This window comes from Nocardioides sp. NPDC058538 (assembly GCF_042719275.1).
Lineage (GTDB): Bacteria > Actinomycetota > Actinomycetes > Propionibacteriales > Nocardioidaceae > Nocardioides.
In genome coordinates this window covers 31,501-47,031 of sequence record NZ_JBHXNY010000014.1, presented here as the reverse complement: position 1 = coordinate 47,031, position 15,531 = coordinate 31,501, and the positions used below count along the sequence as shown (strand labels likewise).

The window sequence follows — 15,531 nt, the reverse complement described above, 5'->3', positions numbered from 1 at the left end:
GCGGGCCGCCCTTCAAATCCGGCCATAGTCAAATCCCTCCAATGTGTTGACCAGCCGCCTAGTGTGGCCGCATGCCGTGGACGATCTCCGATATTCCTGACCTGACCGGCAAGAACGCCGTGGTGACCGGACCTACGCTGGGCGGGATCGGCTACTTCGTCGCGCGCGGCCTCGCGGCTGCCGGGGCACGGGTGATCCTGGCGGGGCGGTCCTGGGAGAAGCTCGACGCGGCGGCGGAGGCACTGACCGAAGAGGTTCCGGGCGCCAGCCTCGACCGGGTCGCGCTCGATCTCTCCTCGCTCCAGGCGGTGCGGGCGGGGGCCGAGGCGATCGCGGCGGCGACCTTCGACGGCGGCGGACCGCTGCACCTGCTGGTCAACAACGCCGGTGTGATGGCGACGCCACAGTCGCGGACCGCGGACGACCTCGACCTGCAGATGGCGACCAACCACTTCGGGCCGTTCCTGCTGACCGGGCTGCTGCTCGAGCCGCTGGCCGAGAGCGGCGAGGGGCGCATCGTGACCATGGCGAGCGTGGCGCACAAGGCGGCCCGCAAGGCGCCGCTCGGGTTCCCGACGGTGCAGGTCGGGCGCTATTCGCCGTGGGGCGTCTACTCCCAGTCGAAGCTCGCGAACCTGCTCTTCACCTTCGAGCTCCAGCGGCGCTTGGAGAAGGCGGGACTGCCGGTCGGTGCGTACGCCGCCCACCCGGGGCTCGCCTCGACCCACCTCATGGCCAACGGCGCTTCCCGGACCATGTTCGCGCCGATCGCGAGCATCGGCGAGGCCGCCGTTCGGGCGATGGCGCAGACCCCGGAGGCGGGCGCCTGGCCGGCCCTGATGGCGGCGACCTTCCCCGGGCTGGAGCCCGGGACGTACATCGGGCCGAGCGACGCCTTCGAGGGTCGCGGCGTGCCGAAGCCGGTCAACGCCTCGCGCCTCGCGCGCGACCCCGAGGCGGCGCGGGCCCTGTGGGAGCTCTCCGAGCAGACCACCGGCATCGCCTATCCCTGAGGCACAGACCAAAGTCTGACCCCGGTCGCTACCTCCGGCCGATGTCCTCGAGGTGTCTCGGATCCTAGATTCACCAGGGTGAGCAAGAAGGTCCAGATCTGGTCGCGGACGATCTCCGGGCACACCCACCACCTCGAGGTGACCGGAGAGATCGTCCGTAGGTTCGTGTGGACCGTCGACGGCGAGGAGGTCCTCACCCGGAAGACCTCCGACGACCGGGCCCGGTTGGAGAGCAAGGAGCACGGGAGCCTGCTCGTGATCCACTCCGGGCTCGGTACGCCGCGTCGCGCGACCTACTTCGAGCCTGGCGAGGACCTCGCCGGGATGGCCGGCATCGGCGGCACCGACCTCACCCCGGAGCCGGAGTCGAGGGCTGCTGCGTACGAACGCCGGGTGATCGACCATCCCAAGCGGTATGCGCTCATCGAGACCCTCGGCGGCGCCGCGGGCGTGGTCGGCGGCATCGTCGCCGCGATGGTCGTCGCGTGGATCATCGCCCGGATCTCGCTGCCAGACATCGACCTCCCGCTCCCGAACCTGCCGGATCTCCCCGACCTGCCGCTCCCCGACCTCCCCAGCATCCCGTGGCCGTCGATCCCCTGGCCGGACCTGCCGAACGTACAGGTTCCCGAATGGGTCAAGTGGGTCGCCAACCACCTGAAGTACGTCTGGCCCGTGGTCCTCGCCTTCGTCCTGGCCCAGGGCGAGATCAAGCGCCGCCGCAAGCACGCCGAGGCGTCGGCCGCGCAGGCCGAGGCGTCAGGTACGTCGGCCGAGACGTCACGCCCGCTGGCCGAGAAGGCAGCCGATGACGCCTCGGCCGACGCCAGTGACGCCTCGGCCGACGCCAGTGACGCCTCGACCGACGGGGGTGACGCCTCGGCTGAACCGGGTCAGCGGCGGGGCTTGTAGGTCGGCTTCTCGCGCTTGAAGGCGGCCTCGCGGGCGATCTTGGTGTTCTCGCCGAAGAGGAGGCGGAGCTGCTCGATGCGCTCGCGAGAGAAGGTGCGCTTGATGGGGGCGTACCAGGTGTCGTTGAAGAGGCGCTTGGCGGCGGCGAGCTGGTCGGGGGAACGCTCGGAGAGCTTGCGGGCGAAGGCGGTCGCGGTGGCGACCGGGTCGGCGGAGAGCTCGGTGACCAGGCCCAGCTCGTAGGCGCGTTCGCCGGAGAACTGCTCGGCGGTCATGGTGAGCTTCTTGGCGGTGTCGATGCCGACGACCTCGGAGAGCGACCGGATGCCGGTCATGTCGGGGATGATGCCCCACTTGCCCTCGAGGATCGACCACTGCGAGTCGGGCTCGGCGATGCGGAAGTCGGCGCCGAGCGCGATCTGTACGCCGCCGCCGAGGCAGTGACCGTGGACGGCCGCGATCACCGGGACCGGCAGCCGGCGCCAGGCCCACACCGACTCCTGGAAGAGGTTGGTGCCACGGAAGGGCACGGGCATGAACGCGCCGACGATCTTCTTCGGGTCGCGCAGGACCGAGGCGAAGTCGAGACCGGCGGTGAACGCGTCCCCCTCACCGGCGATGACCACCGCGCGCAGGTCGTGGTTCTTGCCGAGCTCCTTGGCGGTGTCGACCAGCTCCCGGAGCAGCTCGAGGGTCAGCGCGTTGAGCTTGTCCGGGCGGTTGAGACGCACCTGGGCGATGCCGTCGTTGATTTCGGTGGTGACGAGGGGCATGGGGAGAACATTACGGGGCAGTAGGCATGATGGGGCACATGGCTGACCCACGCGCTGGAACGCTCGCTACGCCCGCCGACCTGGTCGACGTACCTCACCTGGTCGCCTCCTACTACAACCTGCAGCCGGACCCGGACGATCCGGCGCAGCAGGTCGTCTTCGGCACCTCGGGGCATCGCGGGTCCTCGCTCAAGTCAGCCTTCAACGAGACGCACATCCTGGCCACGACCCAGGCGATCGTCGACTACCGGACCTCGCAGGGAATCGATGGGCCGCTGTTCATCGGACGCGACACCCACGGCCTCTCCGAGCCCGCGTGGGCGAGCGCGCTGGAGGTGCTGGTCGCCAATGACGTACGCGTCCTGGTGGACGACCGCGACGGCTACACGCCGACGCCGGCGATCTCACACGCGATCCTTCGGGCGAACGCCGGCCGCCTGTCGGGCTCTGGCCTGGCCGACGGGATCGTCGTGACCCCGTCCCACAACCCGCCGTCCGACGGCGGCTTCAAGTACAACCCGCCCCACGGCGGTCCCGCCGACTCCGATGCCACCAAGGTCATCGCCGCCCGTGCCAACGAGCTGATCCGCGCCGGGCTCTCCGGCGTCAAGCGGGTGCCGTTCGCCGCTGCGAAGCGACGAGCCGAGGCGTACGACTTCCTGGGCTCCTACATCGACGACCTGCCCAACGTGGTCGACCTGGCCGCCATCCGCAATGCCGGGGTGAAGATCGCCGCCGATCCGCTGGGCGGGGCCTCGGTCGCCTACTGGGGCGAGATCGCCGAGCGGCACAAGATCGACCTCAACGTGGTCAACGAGCTGGTCGACCCGACCTGGCGCTTCATGCCGCTGGACTGGGACGGCAAGATCCGGATGGACTGCTCCTCCCCCAGCGCGATGGCCGAGCTGGTGCGCTTCGTGGAGAGCACCCCGGAGTTCGACATCGCCACCGGCAACGACGCCGACTCCGACCGGCACGGGATCGTCACCCGCGACGCCGGGCTGATGAACCCCAACCACTTTCTCGCGGTCGCGATCGACCACCTCTTCGGCGGCGCGCGTCCCGACTGGCCGGCGACCGCGCGCATCGGCAAGACCCTGGTCTCCTCCTCGATGATCGACCGGGTCGCCGGTGCGCTCGACAAGCCGCTGGTCGAGGTGCCGGTCGGGTTCAAGTGGTTCGTGCCGGGGCTGATCGACGGCTCGTTCGGCTTCGGCGGCGAGGAGTCCGCGGGCGCCTCGTTCCTGCGTTTCGACGGCACCGTGTGGACCACCGACAAGGACGGCATCATCCTCGCTCTGCTCGCCTCCGAGATCCTGGCGCGCACCGGGAAGACGCCTTCCCAGCGCTACGCCGAGCTGGTCGGCGAGCACGGCGAGCCGGCGTACGCCCGGATCGACGCCCCCGCCTCGCGCGAGGAGAAGGCGAAGCTCGCCGGCCTCTCCCCCGAAGCCGTGACCGCGACGAGCCTGGCCGGTGAGGAGATCACCGCCAAGCTCACCGAGGCGCCGGGCAACGGTGCGGCCATCGGCGGCCTGAAGGTGACCACCGAGTCTGCCTGGTTCGCCGCCCGCCCGAGCGGGACGGAAGACGTCTACAAGATCTACGCCGAGTCCTTCCAAGGCCCCGCCCACCTGGCAAAGGTCCAGGATGAGGCCAAAGCGGTCGTCTCCGCCGCCCTGGCCTGACCCACCCGCCGAGACGTCGATTTCTGACACCGAAGAGTCGAACTGACTTCTCGGGGGGTCAGCGGGTCCAGAACGGGCGCTCCGCGTCTTCTCTCACTGTCACGTTGATTCGGTTGAAGAGGTTGTGGGTGGCGATGCATACGATCAGCGCGGCGGTCTGCTTCTCGTCGTAGTGCTTGGTGACCTCACGCCAGAGCTCGTCGGGGACAGCGTCCTCGGAGTCGGCGAGGCGGGTGAGGGCATCGGCCAGGGCGAGGGCCGCCTTCTCGGCCTCGTCGAAGAAGGGCGACTCGCGGAAGGCCGCCAGGCCGACGACCTTCTCGATCGGCAGGCCGACGTCGGCGAGACGTACGGCATGACCTTGGAGGCAGGCGGCGCAGCCGTTGAGCTGGCTCACCCGGATCGCGACGAGCTCGGTCGTCGTCTCGGGAAGGCCACCCTCGGCCACGGCGGCCAGGAGGTTGCCGATGCCCTTGAATGCCTGGGGGATGACTTCTGCGGGGTTCTTCATTCGGTTGCTCATGCCATCCCTGACCCGGTGGGGCGGACGGATGTGACGGGTCCGAGAAAGAAAAATTCTTTCACCGGATCGGTCACATCTGGTCTGCTTCACGTGTCGAGTCTAGGGGCGAGAAGACCCCACAGGCCTCGAGAACCAGGAGAGAACGATGCAGCAGGAGTGGCTGGCCGAGCGTTTCGAGGAGGAGCGGCGGCACCTGTTCGGAGTGGCCTACCGGATGCTCGGATCGACCTCCGAGGCCGAGGACGCCGTCCAGGACGCCTGGCTCCGGCTGAGCCGGAGCGACGCCGACGAGATCGACAACATCGGCGGCTGGCTGACGACCGTGGTGGCACGGGTCTCGCTCAACATGCTCCGCTCACGCAAGACCCGCAGCGAGCTGTCCCTCGATGCCGAGCCGCTCGGGAGCCGGCTGCCGGACCCCACGGTCGTCCTCGACGACACTGGCAACCTGCACATGGGCACCCAGGACCCGGCCGAGCGCGCGATGCTCGCCGACTCGGTCAGCATCGCCCTCCTCGTCGTGCTCGACCAGCTCTCCCCGGACGAGCGGCTTGCCTTCGTACTCCATGATCTCTTCGCCGTGCCGTTCGACGAGATCGCGACGATGCTCGACCGGTCTTCGGACTCGACCCGTCAGCTCGCGAGCCGCGCGCGGCGCAGGGTGCGCGGCCGGACGCCGCAAGCCGATGTCAGCGCGCAGCGCGAGGTCGTCGACGCGTTCTTCGCAGCCGCCCAGGACGGCGACCTGGACCGGCTGATCGGTGCGCTCCACCCCGACGTCGTCCTGCACGCCGATCTCGGCTCCGGGATCACGACATACCGCGGCGCGCAGAAGGTCGCGGGCAACGCCGTCATGTACGCCCACGCCGACCGCGTCACCCACTCCGCCCTCGTCAACGGCGCTGCCGGCGTCGCGGTCACCTTCCACGGGAAGCTCTACAGCGTCATGGCGTTCACCGTGGTCGACGGGCGGATCACCGAGATCGAGGCGTACGCCGCCCCCGCCCAGGTCGCGAAGCTCGCCGACAGCCTGGGCCTGGAGTCAGCGCACGCCTAGGCGGCCTGGCGTCGGGGTCGGCCGCGGCCACGCTTGTGGGTGACCACCTGGCCGCGTTCGACGATCTCTCCGCCCCAGACGCCCCAGGGTTCGGAGCGGGCCAGAGCACCGGAGAGACACTCACGCATCACCGGGCAGTCGAGGCAGCGATCTTTCGCCACCTCGAGGGCGGCGGGGGACTCTGAGAACCACAACGCAGAGTCGTCTCCGTGGCACGGCAGGCCGGCGGCGTACAAAGGCGGGATGATCTCCAAGGGCACCCCTCGAGAATCTGCGCCTGAGGTAGGCCCGCACATCGGGAAACTACCTTAGATCTCCCCTGAGGACCTCCCACTGAGAATCTCCCGAGGGCGAATCGTTTCGGACTCGTGTTTCGCGTTTGCACCCTTCTTCATCGCAAATCTCTCTACGATGCGAAATCGCCGCGACTCGACGCGGCGGAACCCCGAGAGGAGCAACCCGTGAAGCTCGGAAAGCAAGGAATCAGCCTTGCGCTCGTCGCGGCAGGCCTGGTGGCCACACCGATCGCCGCCTTCGCCGCGGAACCGGATCCCAGCGGCATCGACCAGCTGAAGGCCGCGGCCGATCAGACCGTCACGCTCAAGAAGGAGGGCGCCACCGGCCTGATCGGCTACGCGTCCACCAAGGGCGACCTGCTGCCCGGCGTCACCGCTGACAGCAAGTCGGAGGCGGCCGCGAAGGCACGCGAATATCTCGACAAGTACGCGCCGGTCTTCGGCGCCGAGGCCGACCAGCTCGACCAGTCGACGGTCAGCACCACCCCGGCCGGCTGGACGGTCGAGTTCGAGCAGGCCTACAACGACGTGCCGGTCTTCGGCGGCGTCCTGAAGGCCCACGTCGACAAGGCCGGCGACCTGACCTCGGTCAACGGTTTCGCCGCCCCGAACCTCGACCTCGGCACGACCCCGAAGTGGTCGAAGGAGAAAGCCAGCGCCAAGGCGCTCGAGCTGGTTGAGTCGAAGCCGGCCGAGTCCCACGCCGACAGCAAGGTCGACACCGCCGGCGTCAAGGTCGTCAAGGCCGACCTCAACATCTACCGCATGGGCGCCGCCCAGGGCGTGAGCGGCAAGAGCCTGCTCGCCTGGGTCGTCGAGGTGTCCAACCGGTCCACCGTGCGCGAGACCGTCGTGATCGACGCCGCCAGCGGCAAGCCGGTCAACCGCTACTCGATGATCCACTCGGCGAACGAGCGAGAGCTGGTCGAGAAGCACAACACGCCCGACACCAGCGACGACGCGACCGTCTGGGTCGAGAACGACGCTTTCCCGGGCACCCTCGACCAGGACCAGCAGAACGAGGTCGCCACCACCGGCGAGTCCTACTGGCTCTTCAAGAACACCTTCGGCCGCGACTCCTACGACGGCTCCGGCGCGAAGATGGTCACGGTCAACAACGACCCGGCGATCTCGTGCCCGAACGCCAACTGGAACGGCGCGACCACCAACTACTGCTCCGGGGTCACCTCCGACGACGTGGTGGCGCACGAGTGGGGCCACGCCTACACCGAGCACACCTCCGGCCTGATCTACCAGTGGCAGCCGGGTGCGCTCAACGAGGCGTACTCCGACATGTGGGGCAACACGCTCGACTTCCTCAACACTCGTGAGAACACCACCGACGACGTGGCCCGTACGGATGGGCACTGCTCCTCCTCCACCCGCGGCGCCATCACGCTGACGATCAACTCGCCGGCCGACGTGGCCGGAGACTGTCCGGCCGCGGCTGCCAGCTTCGGTCCGGTGTTCCCGACCGCCGGAGTGACCAGCGACATCGTGGTCGGTCTCGACGCCGCCGACGCCGGTGGCCCGACGACCACCGACGGTTGCTCGCCGCTGGATAACGCCGCTGCGGTCAACGGGAAGTTCGTGCTCGTCGACCGGGGCACCTGCCCGTTCACCCAGAAGGTCGCGAACGCCAAGAACGCCGGCGCCAAGGGCGTCGTGATCGCGTTCCTGGAGGGCCAGCCGCTCGGCAGCATCGCCGGCAACTCCGACATCTACGGTGCCACCACCGACTACGCCACCGGTCAGAAGATCAAGAACGCCACCGGCGCGGTCAACATCACCATCAAGGACGCCTCGGCCGAGTCCAAGGACGAGTCCGTACGCTGGCTGATGGGTGAGGACTCCACCGCCTTCGGCGGCGCGATCCGCGACATGTGGAACCCGACCTGCTACGGCGACCCGGGCAAGGTCTCCGACGAGGAGTACCACTGCACCACCGACGACTCCGGCGGCGTGCACTCCAACTCGGGTGTCATCAACCACCACTACGCCCTGCTCGTGGACGGCGGCGCCTACAACGACGTCACCGTGGCCGGCATCGGCCTGGACAAGGCGGCCAACCTGATCTGGCACGCCCAGACCAACTACCTGACGCCGACCTCGGGCTTCCCCGAGTACGCCCAGGCGATGGTCTCCTCGTGCGCCGACCTGACCGGCGCGACCTCGCTCAAGAAGCTCACCCTGGGGACCTCGACGCCGCAGACCGGCGGCGGCGAGACTCCGGGTGGCGAGGCGGCGGCTCCGGCTCTGGAGCCGATCACGGCCGCTGACTGTGCGGCGGTCGCGGCGGCCAACACGGCCACCGAGCTCGCCGACGAGCCGGTCCAGTGCAACTTCGGCCCGATGCTCGACCCGAACACCCCCGCCCTGTGTGGCGAGGGCACCAACGAGGTCACCACCTACACCGAGGACTTCGAGGACGGTCTGATCGGTTGGACCCAGGACGCCGAGTCCCTGGTCCCCGGCAACGACTACCCCTGGGAGACCCTGAGCGGCGTCGAGGGCAACGAGACCAAGGCGGCGTGGGGTCCCGACCCCGTCGATGGCCAGTGCGGCGACGCGACTGGTGACATCACCAGCCGCAACGGCCTGATCTCCCCGGAGATCACCGTGCCCGCGGGCCAGACGCCTCGTCTCACGTTCGATCACTCGGTGCGCACCGAGTCGAGCTGGGACGGCGGCAACGTCAAGGTTTCGGTCAACGGCGGCGACTTCACGCTCGTCGACCAGGCTGCGTACCTCTTCAACGCGCCGGGCGCGACGATGGACCCGCAGAGCGGCTACCTCGCCGGCGAGCCCGCCTGGACGGGCACCGACGGTGGCAAGTTCACCGGTCAGTGGGGCACGACGATCGTCGACCTCGATGCGATCGCCGACGCCGGTGACACCGTGAAGTTCCGCTTCGACCTCGGTCGAGACGGCTGCAACGGCGTCGAGGGCTGGGCCGTCGACAACGTCTCGGTGAGCTACTGCACCGAGAAGGCGGTCCCGGAGATCTCCGCCACCTCGCCCAAGAAGGGCAAGGTCGAGATCACCGTCGACGGCGAGCGCGCCTCCGGCGAGATCGTCGTCAGTGAGAAGGGCATCCGTGTCGGCCGCTTCCGGCTGAAGAAGGAGGAAGCGACCTTCCGGGCGTTCCGAGGCACCCACACCTACAAGGTGGTCTACTCGGGTGACCGGAACAACGAGGCGATCACCGAGACGGTGACCGTCAGGGTCAAGTAGCCGTCACACCTTCAAGGGCCCCGCCGAACAATCCAGTTCGGCGGGGCCCTCTGTGTCCCTACACTCACGCCATGCGCGGAACGATCCTGACCATGGGCGGTGGCGGCTTCTCGATGCCGGAGGTGCACGGGCGGGACTTCTCGCCGCTCGACGCGGAGCTGAACCAGCTGAGCGGCAACGAGCGACCCAAGGTCTGCTTCATCGGGACCGCCAGCGGAGACGCCGATAGCTATCACGACAAGTTCCTCACCGCGTACGCCGACCGTTCCGAGGCGAAGGTGCTGTCGCTGTTCAACAAGGCGCCTGAGGGGCACGAGCTCCCGATCAACGACCTCGAGCAGCTGCTCGACCAGGACATCGTCTACGTCGGGGGCGGGTCCACCGCCAACCTGCTGGCGGTGTGGCGGCTGCACGGACTGCCCGCCCTGCTGGAGAAGGCCGCCGGCGGCGGGACGATCCTGGCCGGGATCTCGGCCGGGGCCAACTGCTGGTACGAGGCCTCCTCGACCGACTCCTTCGGCCCCACCGCGCCGCTCCCCGACGGACTGGGGTTCCTCCCCGGTTCGTTCTGCCCGCACTACCTCGGCGAGGCAGACCGGCGCGAGACGTACGTCCGGTTCGTCGGGTCCGGGGCGCTCCCGGCCGGCTACGCGGCCGACGACGGCGTAGCCCTGCTGTGGCGCGACGGCGAGCTGGTCGAGGTGCTCAGCGAGCGGCCCGACGGAGTCGCCTACGCCGTCGGGCCGGACGGAGAGACCCCGCTGAAGGTTCGTACGCTCGCATGATGTGTTGGTTTCGACACGCCTCCGCCTAGCGGCTCCGGCGGCTCAACCAGCGGAGCTGCTCCGAGGTCTGAACGAAGTGGCCTTCAACCAGCGTCAGGGCAGGTAGAGCAGGGCGTACGTCGCGAGGTGGCAGAAGCCGAAGAGCGCGGGCGCCCACACCTCGACGTTGCTCATCGGCAGGTAGCGCGAGCTGTCGCGACCGAGGCCGACGGCCGACCACTCGGCAACGCCGGGCGCCGCGGGGAGCTGCTTCTCGAGGTGGGAGATGACCGAGTACTTCCCGCTCGCCATCTGCCGGTAGGAGCGGATGATCCAGAACCAGCCGAGGCACGAGCCGAGGGCGGCGATCAGGGCGACCGTGAAGATCCAGGGCCGTTCGGGCGCGCTGGCCACGAGAGCCGTGCCCGCGACCAGGAGCCCGACGTTGAGGACCAGCAGGAACGCGCTGGTGAGCGTGCGCCGCACGCTGAGCCGCTCGGCCTCGGCGACATAGAGCTTGTACTGGTCGAAGAGGACCGCGCGGTCACCGCTGGAGAGCACGTCGGGAGGAAGCACCCACAGACCCTCGGCGAGCGCCGACGGGTTCGGCTTGTTGGCGGTCACATAGCTGCGCACCGCGGTCGGCGACCCGGTTCCGGGAATCAACTCGTTCTCCATAGTGGCTAGTTGTCTACCGGTCCTGGCGGGTGATGTCCATACGACATTCGTCACCGTGGGCCAGGTGTGACCGAGGTGTTCACCGGCGGCGCTCGGGCGCCTACGACGCCCGACAGATAGGACGGGACGTTCTCGTCGGTCTACCCGTAGGTGGCCGACGAGAACGTCCCGTCGTATCAGCTGGTCAGAGCGCCTTGCCGATGGAGGCAGCGCCGGCCGCCTCGAACTCCTTGAGCAGGCGGCGACGGGTGCGGGTGTCGCCGCGGACCGCCTTGACGAGCTTCACGACCTGCTTGGGGGCGTTGCGCACGTTGGTGGACTCGAGGAAGCCGTTGGGCAGCGAGAGGCGCACGACCTTGTGCCACGCTGAAGCGACCTGCTGCGGCATCGGCGCGGTGTGGTAGTTGAGGTCGTACTTCTCGAAGAGCGCACGGACCTTGGGCGCGATCTCGGCGTAGCGGTTCGAGGGCAGGTCCGGGAAGATGTGGTGCTCGATCTGGTGGGACAGGTTGCCAGACATGACGTGCAGGAACTTCGAGCCGGAGATGTTGGCAGAGCCGAGCATCTGCCGGACGTACCACTCACCGCGGGTCTCGTCCTCCGGGATGTCCTTGAGCTCGAAGGTCTCGACGCCCTCGGGGAAGTGACCGCACATGATCACCGAGTGGGTCCAGACGTTGCGGGTGAAGTTTGCGATCACGTTGGCCAGCAGCGTCGTCGGGCCCGACAGGGTGACCATCGAGACGAGCGGGTGAGCGACGTAGTCCTTGAACGCCTGGCGGCGGATCTTGGCGAGCGTACGCTTCGCCGCCATCTGCCACTCGGCGGACGGGCGGCGACCCTTCTTCTTCTGCCGGATCACCCGGCCGAGCTCGAGGTCGTACATCGCGATGCCATACTCGAAGATGCACATGTTGATGAAGTTCATCGCGGGCTGGAACAGGCTCGACGGGGTCCAGCGCTGCTCCTCGTCGACGCGCATGATGCCCCAGCCGAGGTCGTTGTCCTTGCCGACGATGTTCGTGTAGGTGTGATGCAGCTCGTTGTGGGAGTGCTTCCACCCCTCGCTCGTCGAGGCGTTGTCCCACTCCCACACGGTGGAGTGGATCTTCGGGTCACGCATCCAGTCCCACTGGCCGTGCATGATGTTGTGGCCGATCTCCATGTTGTCCAGGATCTTGGCGATCGAGAGACCGACGGTGCCGACGACGAACGCCGGCGGGAAGATGCTCACGAGCAGGACGGCACGGGAGCCGAGCTCGAGCGAGCGCTGGATCTTGATGACCTTGTGGATGTAGGCAGCGTCGCGCTCACCGCGGGTGTCGATGACCTCTTGGCGGATGGCGTCGAGCTCGCGGCCGAGCTGCTCGATGTCGTCGCGGGTCAGGTGGGCGATCGGGCCGGTGTAGGCCGGGGGGGCATCAGGTGCGATGGTCATGGCTGTCTCGCTCTCGTCTTGTGGGGGCTGGTCGTTCGAGCTTGGTTCAGGAGGCAGGGTGGTCGATGACGCACTCGCCGGCGGCGGCGGAGATGCAGGTCTGGATCGGTACCCCTTCGGGGCCGGTCTCACCCGGGCGGGCGACGGTGAGCTCACCGTTGCGGAGGTCGCGGACGGCGCCCTCCTTCATCGGAAGCACACAGCCGAAGCAGATGCCCATACGGCAACCGCTCGGCATGAGGACGCCGGCTTCTTCGGCGGCGTCGAGGATCGGCCTGTCTCCAGGTGCGTCGACGGTCTTGCCGGTGAAGGCGACGGTGCCGCCCTCGCTGGTCACGACGGTGGCCAGTCGGAACTGCTCGGTCTGGAGCGGCAGGCCCGCCTCGTCGTACCAGGCCTGGAGGTTGTCGAGGAGGCCCGCGGGACCACAGGCGTACGCCTTGCGCTCCCTCAGGTCGGGGACGAGCTCGGTGAGGGTGTCGATGTCGATGCGGCCCTCGGAGCCGGTGTAGCGGGTGAGGAGGCGGATCGCGCCGGCCTCGGCGAGGGACTCGAGGTTGCGGATGAAGATGGAGTCGGGGCGGCTGGGCGCGACGTGGACGACGGTGACGTCGAGCCGCTGGTGCTCGACGACGCCCTCGTCGGTGACCGGGAAGAGGTTGCGCAGCATCCCGATGACCGGGGTCACGCCGGAGCCGGCGGTGACCATCAGGAACTTGTGGCCGCGCAGGTCGCTGGGCAGGACGAAGTCGCCGGCTGCCTGTTCGAGGTGGACGATCTTGCCGGGGCTCAGGCGGCGCACCAGGTGGCTGGAGACCTTGCCGTCGGGCACGGCCTTGACGGTGATCGAGATGAGGCCGTCCTTGCGGGGGCCGTGGGTCAGTGAGTAGGCGCGCCAGTGGCGTACGCCGTTGACGTCGACGCCCACGCGGACGTACTGACCCGGGGTGTGGCCGTTCCAGTCGGCGCCCGGCTTGATCTCGATGGTGGCCGCGTCGGCGGTCTCCGGGGTGACCTTGACGACGCGTCCTCGCAGGTCAGCGCCGGGTCGGAGGGGGTTGAACATGTCCAGGTAGTCGGCCGGCGCCAGGGGCGTGGCGATCTTCTCGGCGACCTCCCACACCTTGCGGGAGAGCCTCTCCCGCAGCGCGGGTCGCCCGACCTCGCCCGGGGCGAACAGGGCGGGGGATGTAGAGATCTCAGCCATGTATCCATGGTGCTACTTATGCGAGGTAAACTCCTGTGTTAGCGACGTGAATCTGATAGGCGGATTTATACGTGACGAACAAAAGTTCCCGAGATGTGCCGGCTCTTTCGTCCTATGACGTCCGTCTGACGCCCGAGGTCGTCGACTCGATCCGTGCCGTGCTCCCCCAGGTCGGCGACGACGTGGTCGCCGCGATCATCGCCGAGGTGCCTCCCTACCAGGACGCGCTCTCGGGGCACATGGGCGAGACGATCCGGACCGCGGTCGGCGTGGCGCTGGGCGGATTCTTGTCGCTCGCCTCCGGGGCGGGCCTGGCCTCCGATGTGTCGGCCGCGACGCCGCCTGCTGTCCAGGGTGCCTACGACCTGGGCCGCGGCGAGGCTCGGAGCGGGCGGACGATGGAGGCCCTGCTGGCCGCCTACCGCATCGGTGCCCGAGTGGCCTGGCGAGAGCTCGCGAGCAAAGCCGTCGAGGGCGGCATGGCACCGGCGATGCTGGTGGAGTTCTCGGCGCTGGTCTTCGCCTGGATCGACGAGATCTCGGAGGCCTCGGCGGCCGGGCATGCCGACGAGCGAGCCACGACCGGCCGCGTACGCCGACAGCTTCGCGAGCGGCTGGCCCGCAAGCTGCTGGCCGAGGCGACCCCGGAGGAGCTCGATGACGCCGCTGTGCGGGCCGAGTGGACCCCGCCGAGCACGCTGACTGCCGTACTCGTCCCGAACTCCCAGGTCGGCACCATCCTCGCCAAGGTCAACCAGGGAACCCTGGAGCACGACGACCTGCGCGATCTCGACGACCACACCCTGCTGCTGGTCCCCGACGCCCACGGTCGCCGGCGCCGGGCGCTGATGAAGGCGCTGGAGGGTCGTCGGTCGATCGCCGGTCCGGCCAAGCCCTGGCGCGAGGCCCGGATCTCGTACGAGCGTGCCCGCCGCGCCCACGAGGCGGGCCTCGGCTCCGACACCGAGCAGCACCTGGTCGAGCTGGTCCTCTCCGCCGACACCGACGCCCGTGAGGACCTGCGTGCCCAGGTCCTCGCCCCCTTGGCCGACATGCGTCCCGCCACTGCCGAGAAGCTCACCGAGACCCTCCGCTCCTGGCTCCTCCACCAGGGCCGGCGCGACGAGGTCGCCGCCGACCTCTTCATCCACCCTCAGACCGTCCGCTATCGGATGGGACAGCTGCGCGACGTGTACGGGGACCGGTTGGACGACCCCGCCATGCTCCTCGCCCTCACGGTCGCCCTGGGCTGACAACCTCGAAGCCAAGCTCTTCGGCTATCCGGGCCATCTGGTCGTCGTACGTGATGACCTGCTCGACCGCCTCGTCTCCCTCGGCCTCCTCGGCGAGGAGCAGGGCTGTGCCGAGATGGATGGCATCGAGCGACTTGACCGCCTGCTTGATCTCCTTCGCTTCCTCGATCACCTCCGGCAGAATCCCCATTCGAGACACGCTCGCCACGATCCGGCCCGCCAACGCCTGATCGATGCCTAGCCGGACGCAGATGCGCGCCAACTCGACATCAAGAAGGTCCGACGAGATCAGTCGGTCGCCGCGATCCTTCATCTCCTGCAGGTGGTCGCGTAGAGATGAGCGCTCCGGCTCGTCGAGAAGAAGTTTCGCCGCCGCCGACGTGTCGATGTACGCGAGCATCAGATCGTGTCCGCTCGAAGCTCAGCCAGAACGTCGTTCAAGTCCTCCGACCGAGTGACCGGCTCGATGTCCAGTAGACCCCAATCGTTCTTGCTCGGCAGTCGAATCTGCCCCAGAGCGACCATCCGATCGAACTTGCTGGCCGGCGCAGGAACAAGCATCGCCACCGGACGGCCGTGGTCGGTGACGATCAGAGACTCGCCATTCTGGACTCGCCTCAGCACCCGCCCGGTCTGCTGGTTCAACTCACCCACGCGTACTTCGCTCATGCATCCAGGATAACTCGGACCGTAGA

The 15,531-nt window shown here is 68.5% G+C and carries 15 protein-coding genes; 7 read left to right on the top strand and 8 right to left on the bottom strand.

Annotated features, from left to right (window positions below):
• Positions 1 to 71 precede the first annotated feature (71 nt).
• Both ACFWQC_RS14655 and ACFWQC_RS14650 read left to right on the top strand, forming a co-directional pair.
• Entirely contained in the window at positions 72 to 1,013 is a 942-nt protein-coding gene (locus ACFWQC_RS14655) for an oxidoreductase (RefSeq protein WP_378678962.1), read from the top strand.
• A gap of 78 nt (positions 1,014 to 1,091) precedes the next feature.
• Entirely contained in the window at positions 1,092 to 1,925 is an 834-nt protein-coding gene (locus ACFWQC_RS14650) for a hypothetical protein (RefSeq protein ID WP_378678959.1), read from the top strand.
• On the opposite strand, the gene ACFWQC_RS14645 is transcribed toward ACFWQC_RS14650, so the two are convergent.
• Positions 1,907 to 2,698, bottom strand: a complete 792-nt coding sequence (locus ACFWQC_RS14645; protein ID WP_378678956.1) for a crotonase/enoyl-CoA hydratase family protein — start codon at positions 2,696 to 2,698, stop codon at positions 1,907 to 1,909. The two genes, ACFWQC_RS14650 and ACFWQC_RS14645, sit on opposite strands and share 19 nt — an antisense overlap.
• Before the next feature lie 38 nt (positions 2,699 to 2,736).
• Here ACFWQC_RS14645 and pgm point away from each other — a divergent pair, with 38 nt between their 5' ends.
• Positions 2,737 to 4,386, top strand: a complete 1,650-nt coding sequence (gene pgm, locus ACFWQC_RS14640; protein WP_378678953.1) for a phosphoglucomutase (alpha-D-glucose-1,6-bisphosphate-dependent) — start codon at positions 2,737 to 2,739, stop codon at positions 4,384 to 4,386.
• Between the two features lie 58 nt (positions 4,387 to 4,444).
• Here the strand turns inward: pgm and ACFWQC_RS14635 are convergent, their stop codons facing one another.
• Positions 4,445 to 4,909, bottom strand: a complete 465-nt coding sequence (locus ACFWQC_RS14635) for a carboxymuconolactone decarboxylase family protein (protein ID WP_378678950.1) — start codon at positions 4,907 to 4,909, stop codon at positions 4,445 to 4,447.
• Between the two features lie 145 nt (positions 4,910 to 5,054).
• Here ACFWQC_RS14635 and ACFWQC_RS14630 point away from each other — a divergent pair, with 145 nt between their 5' ends.
• Positions 5,055 to 5,966, top strand: coding sequence for a sigma-70 family RNA polymerase sigma factor (locus ACFWQC_RS14630; protein ID WP_378678948.1), 912 nt, complete (start codon positions 5,055 to 5,057; stop codon positions 5,964 to 5,966).
• Here the strand turns inward: ACFWQC_RS14630 and ACFWQC_RS14625 are convergent.
• Positions 5,963 to 6,226, bottom strand: a complete 264-nt coding sequence (locus ACFWQC_RS14625) for a WhiB family transcriptional regulator (protein ID WP_292649912.1) — start codon at positions 6,224 to 6,226, stop codon at positions 5,963 to 5,965. The two genes, ACFWQC_RS14630 and ACFWQC_RS14625, sit on opposite strands and share 4 nt — an antisense overlap.
• 201 nt (positions 6,227 to 6,427) lie before the next feature.
• Here ACFWQC_RS14625 and ACFWQC_RS14620 point away from each other — a divergent pair, with 201 nt between their 5' ends.
• Both ACFWQC_RS14620 and ACFWQC_RS14615 read left to right on the top strand, forming a co-directional pair.
• Positions 6,428 to 9,496, top strand: a complete 3,069-nt coding sequence (locus ACFWQC_RS14620; RefSeq protein WP_378678944.1) for a M4 family metallopeptidase — start codon at positions 6,428 to 6,430, stop codon at positions 9,494 to 9,496.
• Positions 9,497 to 9,567: 71 nt separating this feature from the next.
• Positions 9,568 to 10,281, top strand: coding sequence for a Type 1 glutamine amidotransferase-like domain-containing protein (locus tag ACFWQC_RS14615; protein ID WP_378678941.1), 714 nt, complete (start codon positions 9,568 to 9,570; stop codon positions 10,279 to 10,281).
• A gap of 93 nt (positions 10,282 to 10,374) precedes the next feature.
• Here ACFWQC_RS14615 and ACFWQC_RS14610 read toward each other — a convergent pair whose 3' ends face one another.
• The 3 genes from ACFWQC_RS14610 to ACFWQC_RS14600 form a co-directional block, all read right to left on the bottom strand.
• On the bottom strand, positions 10,375 to 10,926 hold the full coding sequence (locus tag ACFWQC_RS14610) for a hypothetical protein (RefSeq protein WP_378678938.1): 552 nt from the start codon (positions 10,924 to 10,926) through the stop codon (positions 10,375 to 10,377).
• Between the two features lie 196 nt (positions 10,927 to 11,122).
• Complete coding sequence (locus tag ACFWQC_RS14605) at positions 11,123 to 12,376, bottom strand: fatty acid desaturase family protein (protein ID WP_378678935.1); 1,254 nt, start codon at positions 12,374 to 12,376, stop codon at positions 11,123 to 11,125.
• 46 nt (positions 12,377 to 12,422) lie between these two features.
• Positions 12,423 to 13,583, bottom strand: a complete 1,161-nt coding sequence (locus tag ACFWQC_RS14600) for a ferredoxin reductase (protein ID WP_378678932.1) — start codon at positions 13,581 to 13,583, stop codon at positions 12,423 to 12,425.
• 71 nt (positions 13,584 to 13,654) lie between these two features.
• Between ACFWQC_RS14600 and ACFWQC_RS14595 the strand changes: the two genes are divergently transcribed.
• Complete coding sequence (locus ACFWQC_RS14595) at positions 13,655 to 14,836, top strand: PucR family transcriptional regulator (protein WP_378678929.1); 1,182 nt, start codon at positions 13,655 to 13,657, stop codon at positions 14,834 to 14,836.
• On the opposite strand, the gene ACFWQC_RS14590 is transcribed toward ACFWQC_RS14595, so the two are convergent.
• Positions 14,817 to 15,236 carry a type II toxin-antitoxin system VapC family toxin gene (locus tag ACFWQC_RS14590; protein WP_378678926.1) on the bottom strand — a complete coding sequence of 140 codons (420 nt, stop codon included), beginning with the start codon at positions 15,234 to 15,236 and terminating at the stop codon, positions 14,817 to 14,819. The genes ACFWQC_RS14595 and ACFWQC_RS14590 overlap by 20 nt on opposite strands.
• Positions 15,236 to 15,505 carry a type II toxin-antitoxin system Phd/YefM family antitoxin gene (locus ACFWQC_RS14585; RefSeq protein WP_378678923.1) on the bottom strand — a complete coding sequence of 90 codons (270 nt, stop codon included), beginning with the start codon at positions 15,503 to 15,505 and terminating at the stop codon, positions 15,236 to 15,238. The genes ACFWQC_RS14590 and ACFWQC_RS14585 overlap by 1 nt, the downstream gene beginning before the upstream one ends.
• Positions 15,506 to 15,531 lie beyond the last annotated feature (26 nt).

What these genes read in the sequence shown, in the direction of transcription:
- ACFWQC_RS14600 (WP_378678932.1), bottom strand. Translation starts at nt 13,583, where the DNA reads ATGGCTGAGATCTCTACATCCCCCGCCCTGTTCGCCCCGGGCGAGGTC.
- ACFWQC_RS14585 (WP_378678923.1), bottom strand. Translation starts at nt 15,505, where the DNA reads ATGAGCGAAGTACGCGTGGGTGAGTTGAACCAGCAGACCGGGCGGGTG.
- ACFWQC_RS14590 (WP_378678926.1), bottom strand. Translation starts at nt 15,236, where the DNA reads ATGCTCGCGTACATCGACACGTCGGCGGCGGCGAAACTTCTTCTCGAC.
- ACFWQC_RS14645 (WP_378678956.1), bottom strand. Translation starts at nt 2,698, where the DNA reads ATGCCCCTCGTCACCACCGAAATCAACGACGGCATCGCCCAGGTGCGT.
- ACFWQC_RS14605 (WP_378678935.1), bottom strand. Translation starts at nt 12,376, where the DNA reads ATGACCATCGCACCTGATGCCCCCCCGGCCTACACCGGCCCGATCGCC.
- ACFWQC_RS14635 (WP_378678950.1), bottom strand. Translation starts at nt 4,909, where the DNA reads ATGAGCAACCGAATGAAGAACCCCGCAGAAGTCATCCCCCAGGCATTC.
- pgm (WP_378678953.1), top strand. Translation starts at nt 2,737, where the DNA reads ATGGCTGACCCACGCGCTGGAACGCTCGCTACGCCCGCCGACCTGGTC.
- ACFWQC_RS14630 (WP_378678948.1), top strand. Translation starts at nt 5,055, where the DNA reads ATGCAGCAGGAGTGGCTGGCCGAGCGTTTCGAGGAGGAGCGGCGGCAC.
- ACFWQC_RS14655 (WP_378678962.1), top strand. Translation starts at nt 72, where the DNA reads ATGCCGTGGACGATCTCCGATATTCCTGACCTGACCGGCAAGAACGCC.
- ACFWQC_RS14615 (WP_378678941.1), top strand. Translation starts at nt 9,568, where the DNA reads ATGCGCGGAACGATCCTGACCATGGGCGGTGGCGGCTTCTCGATGCCG.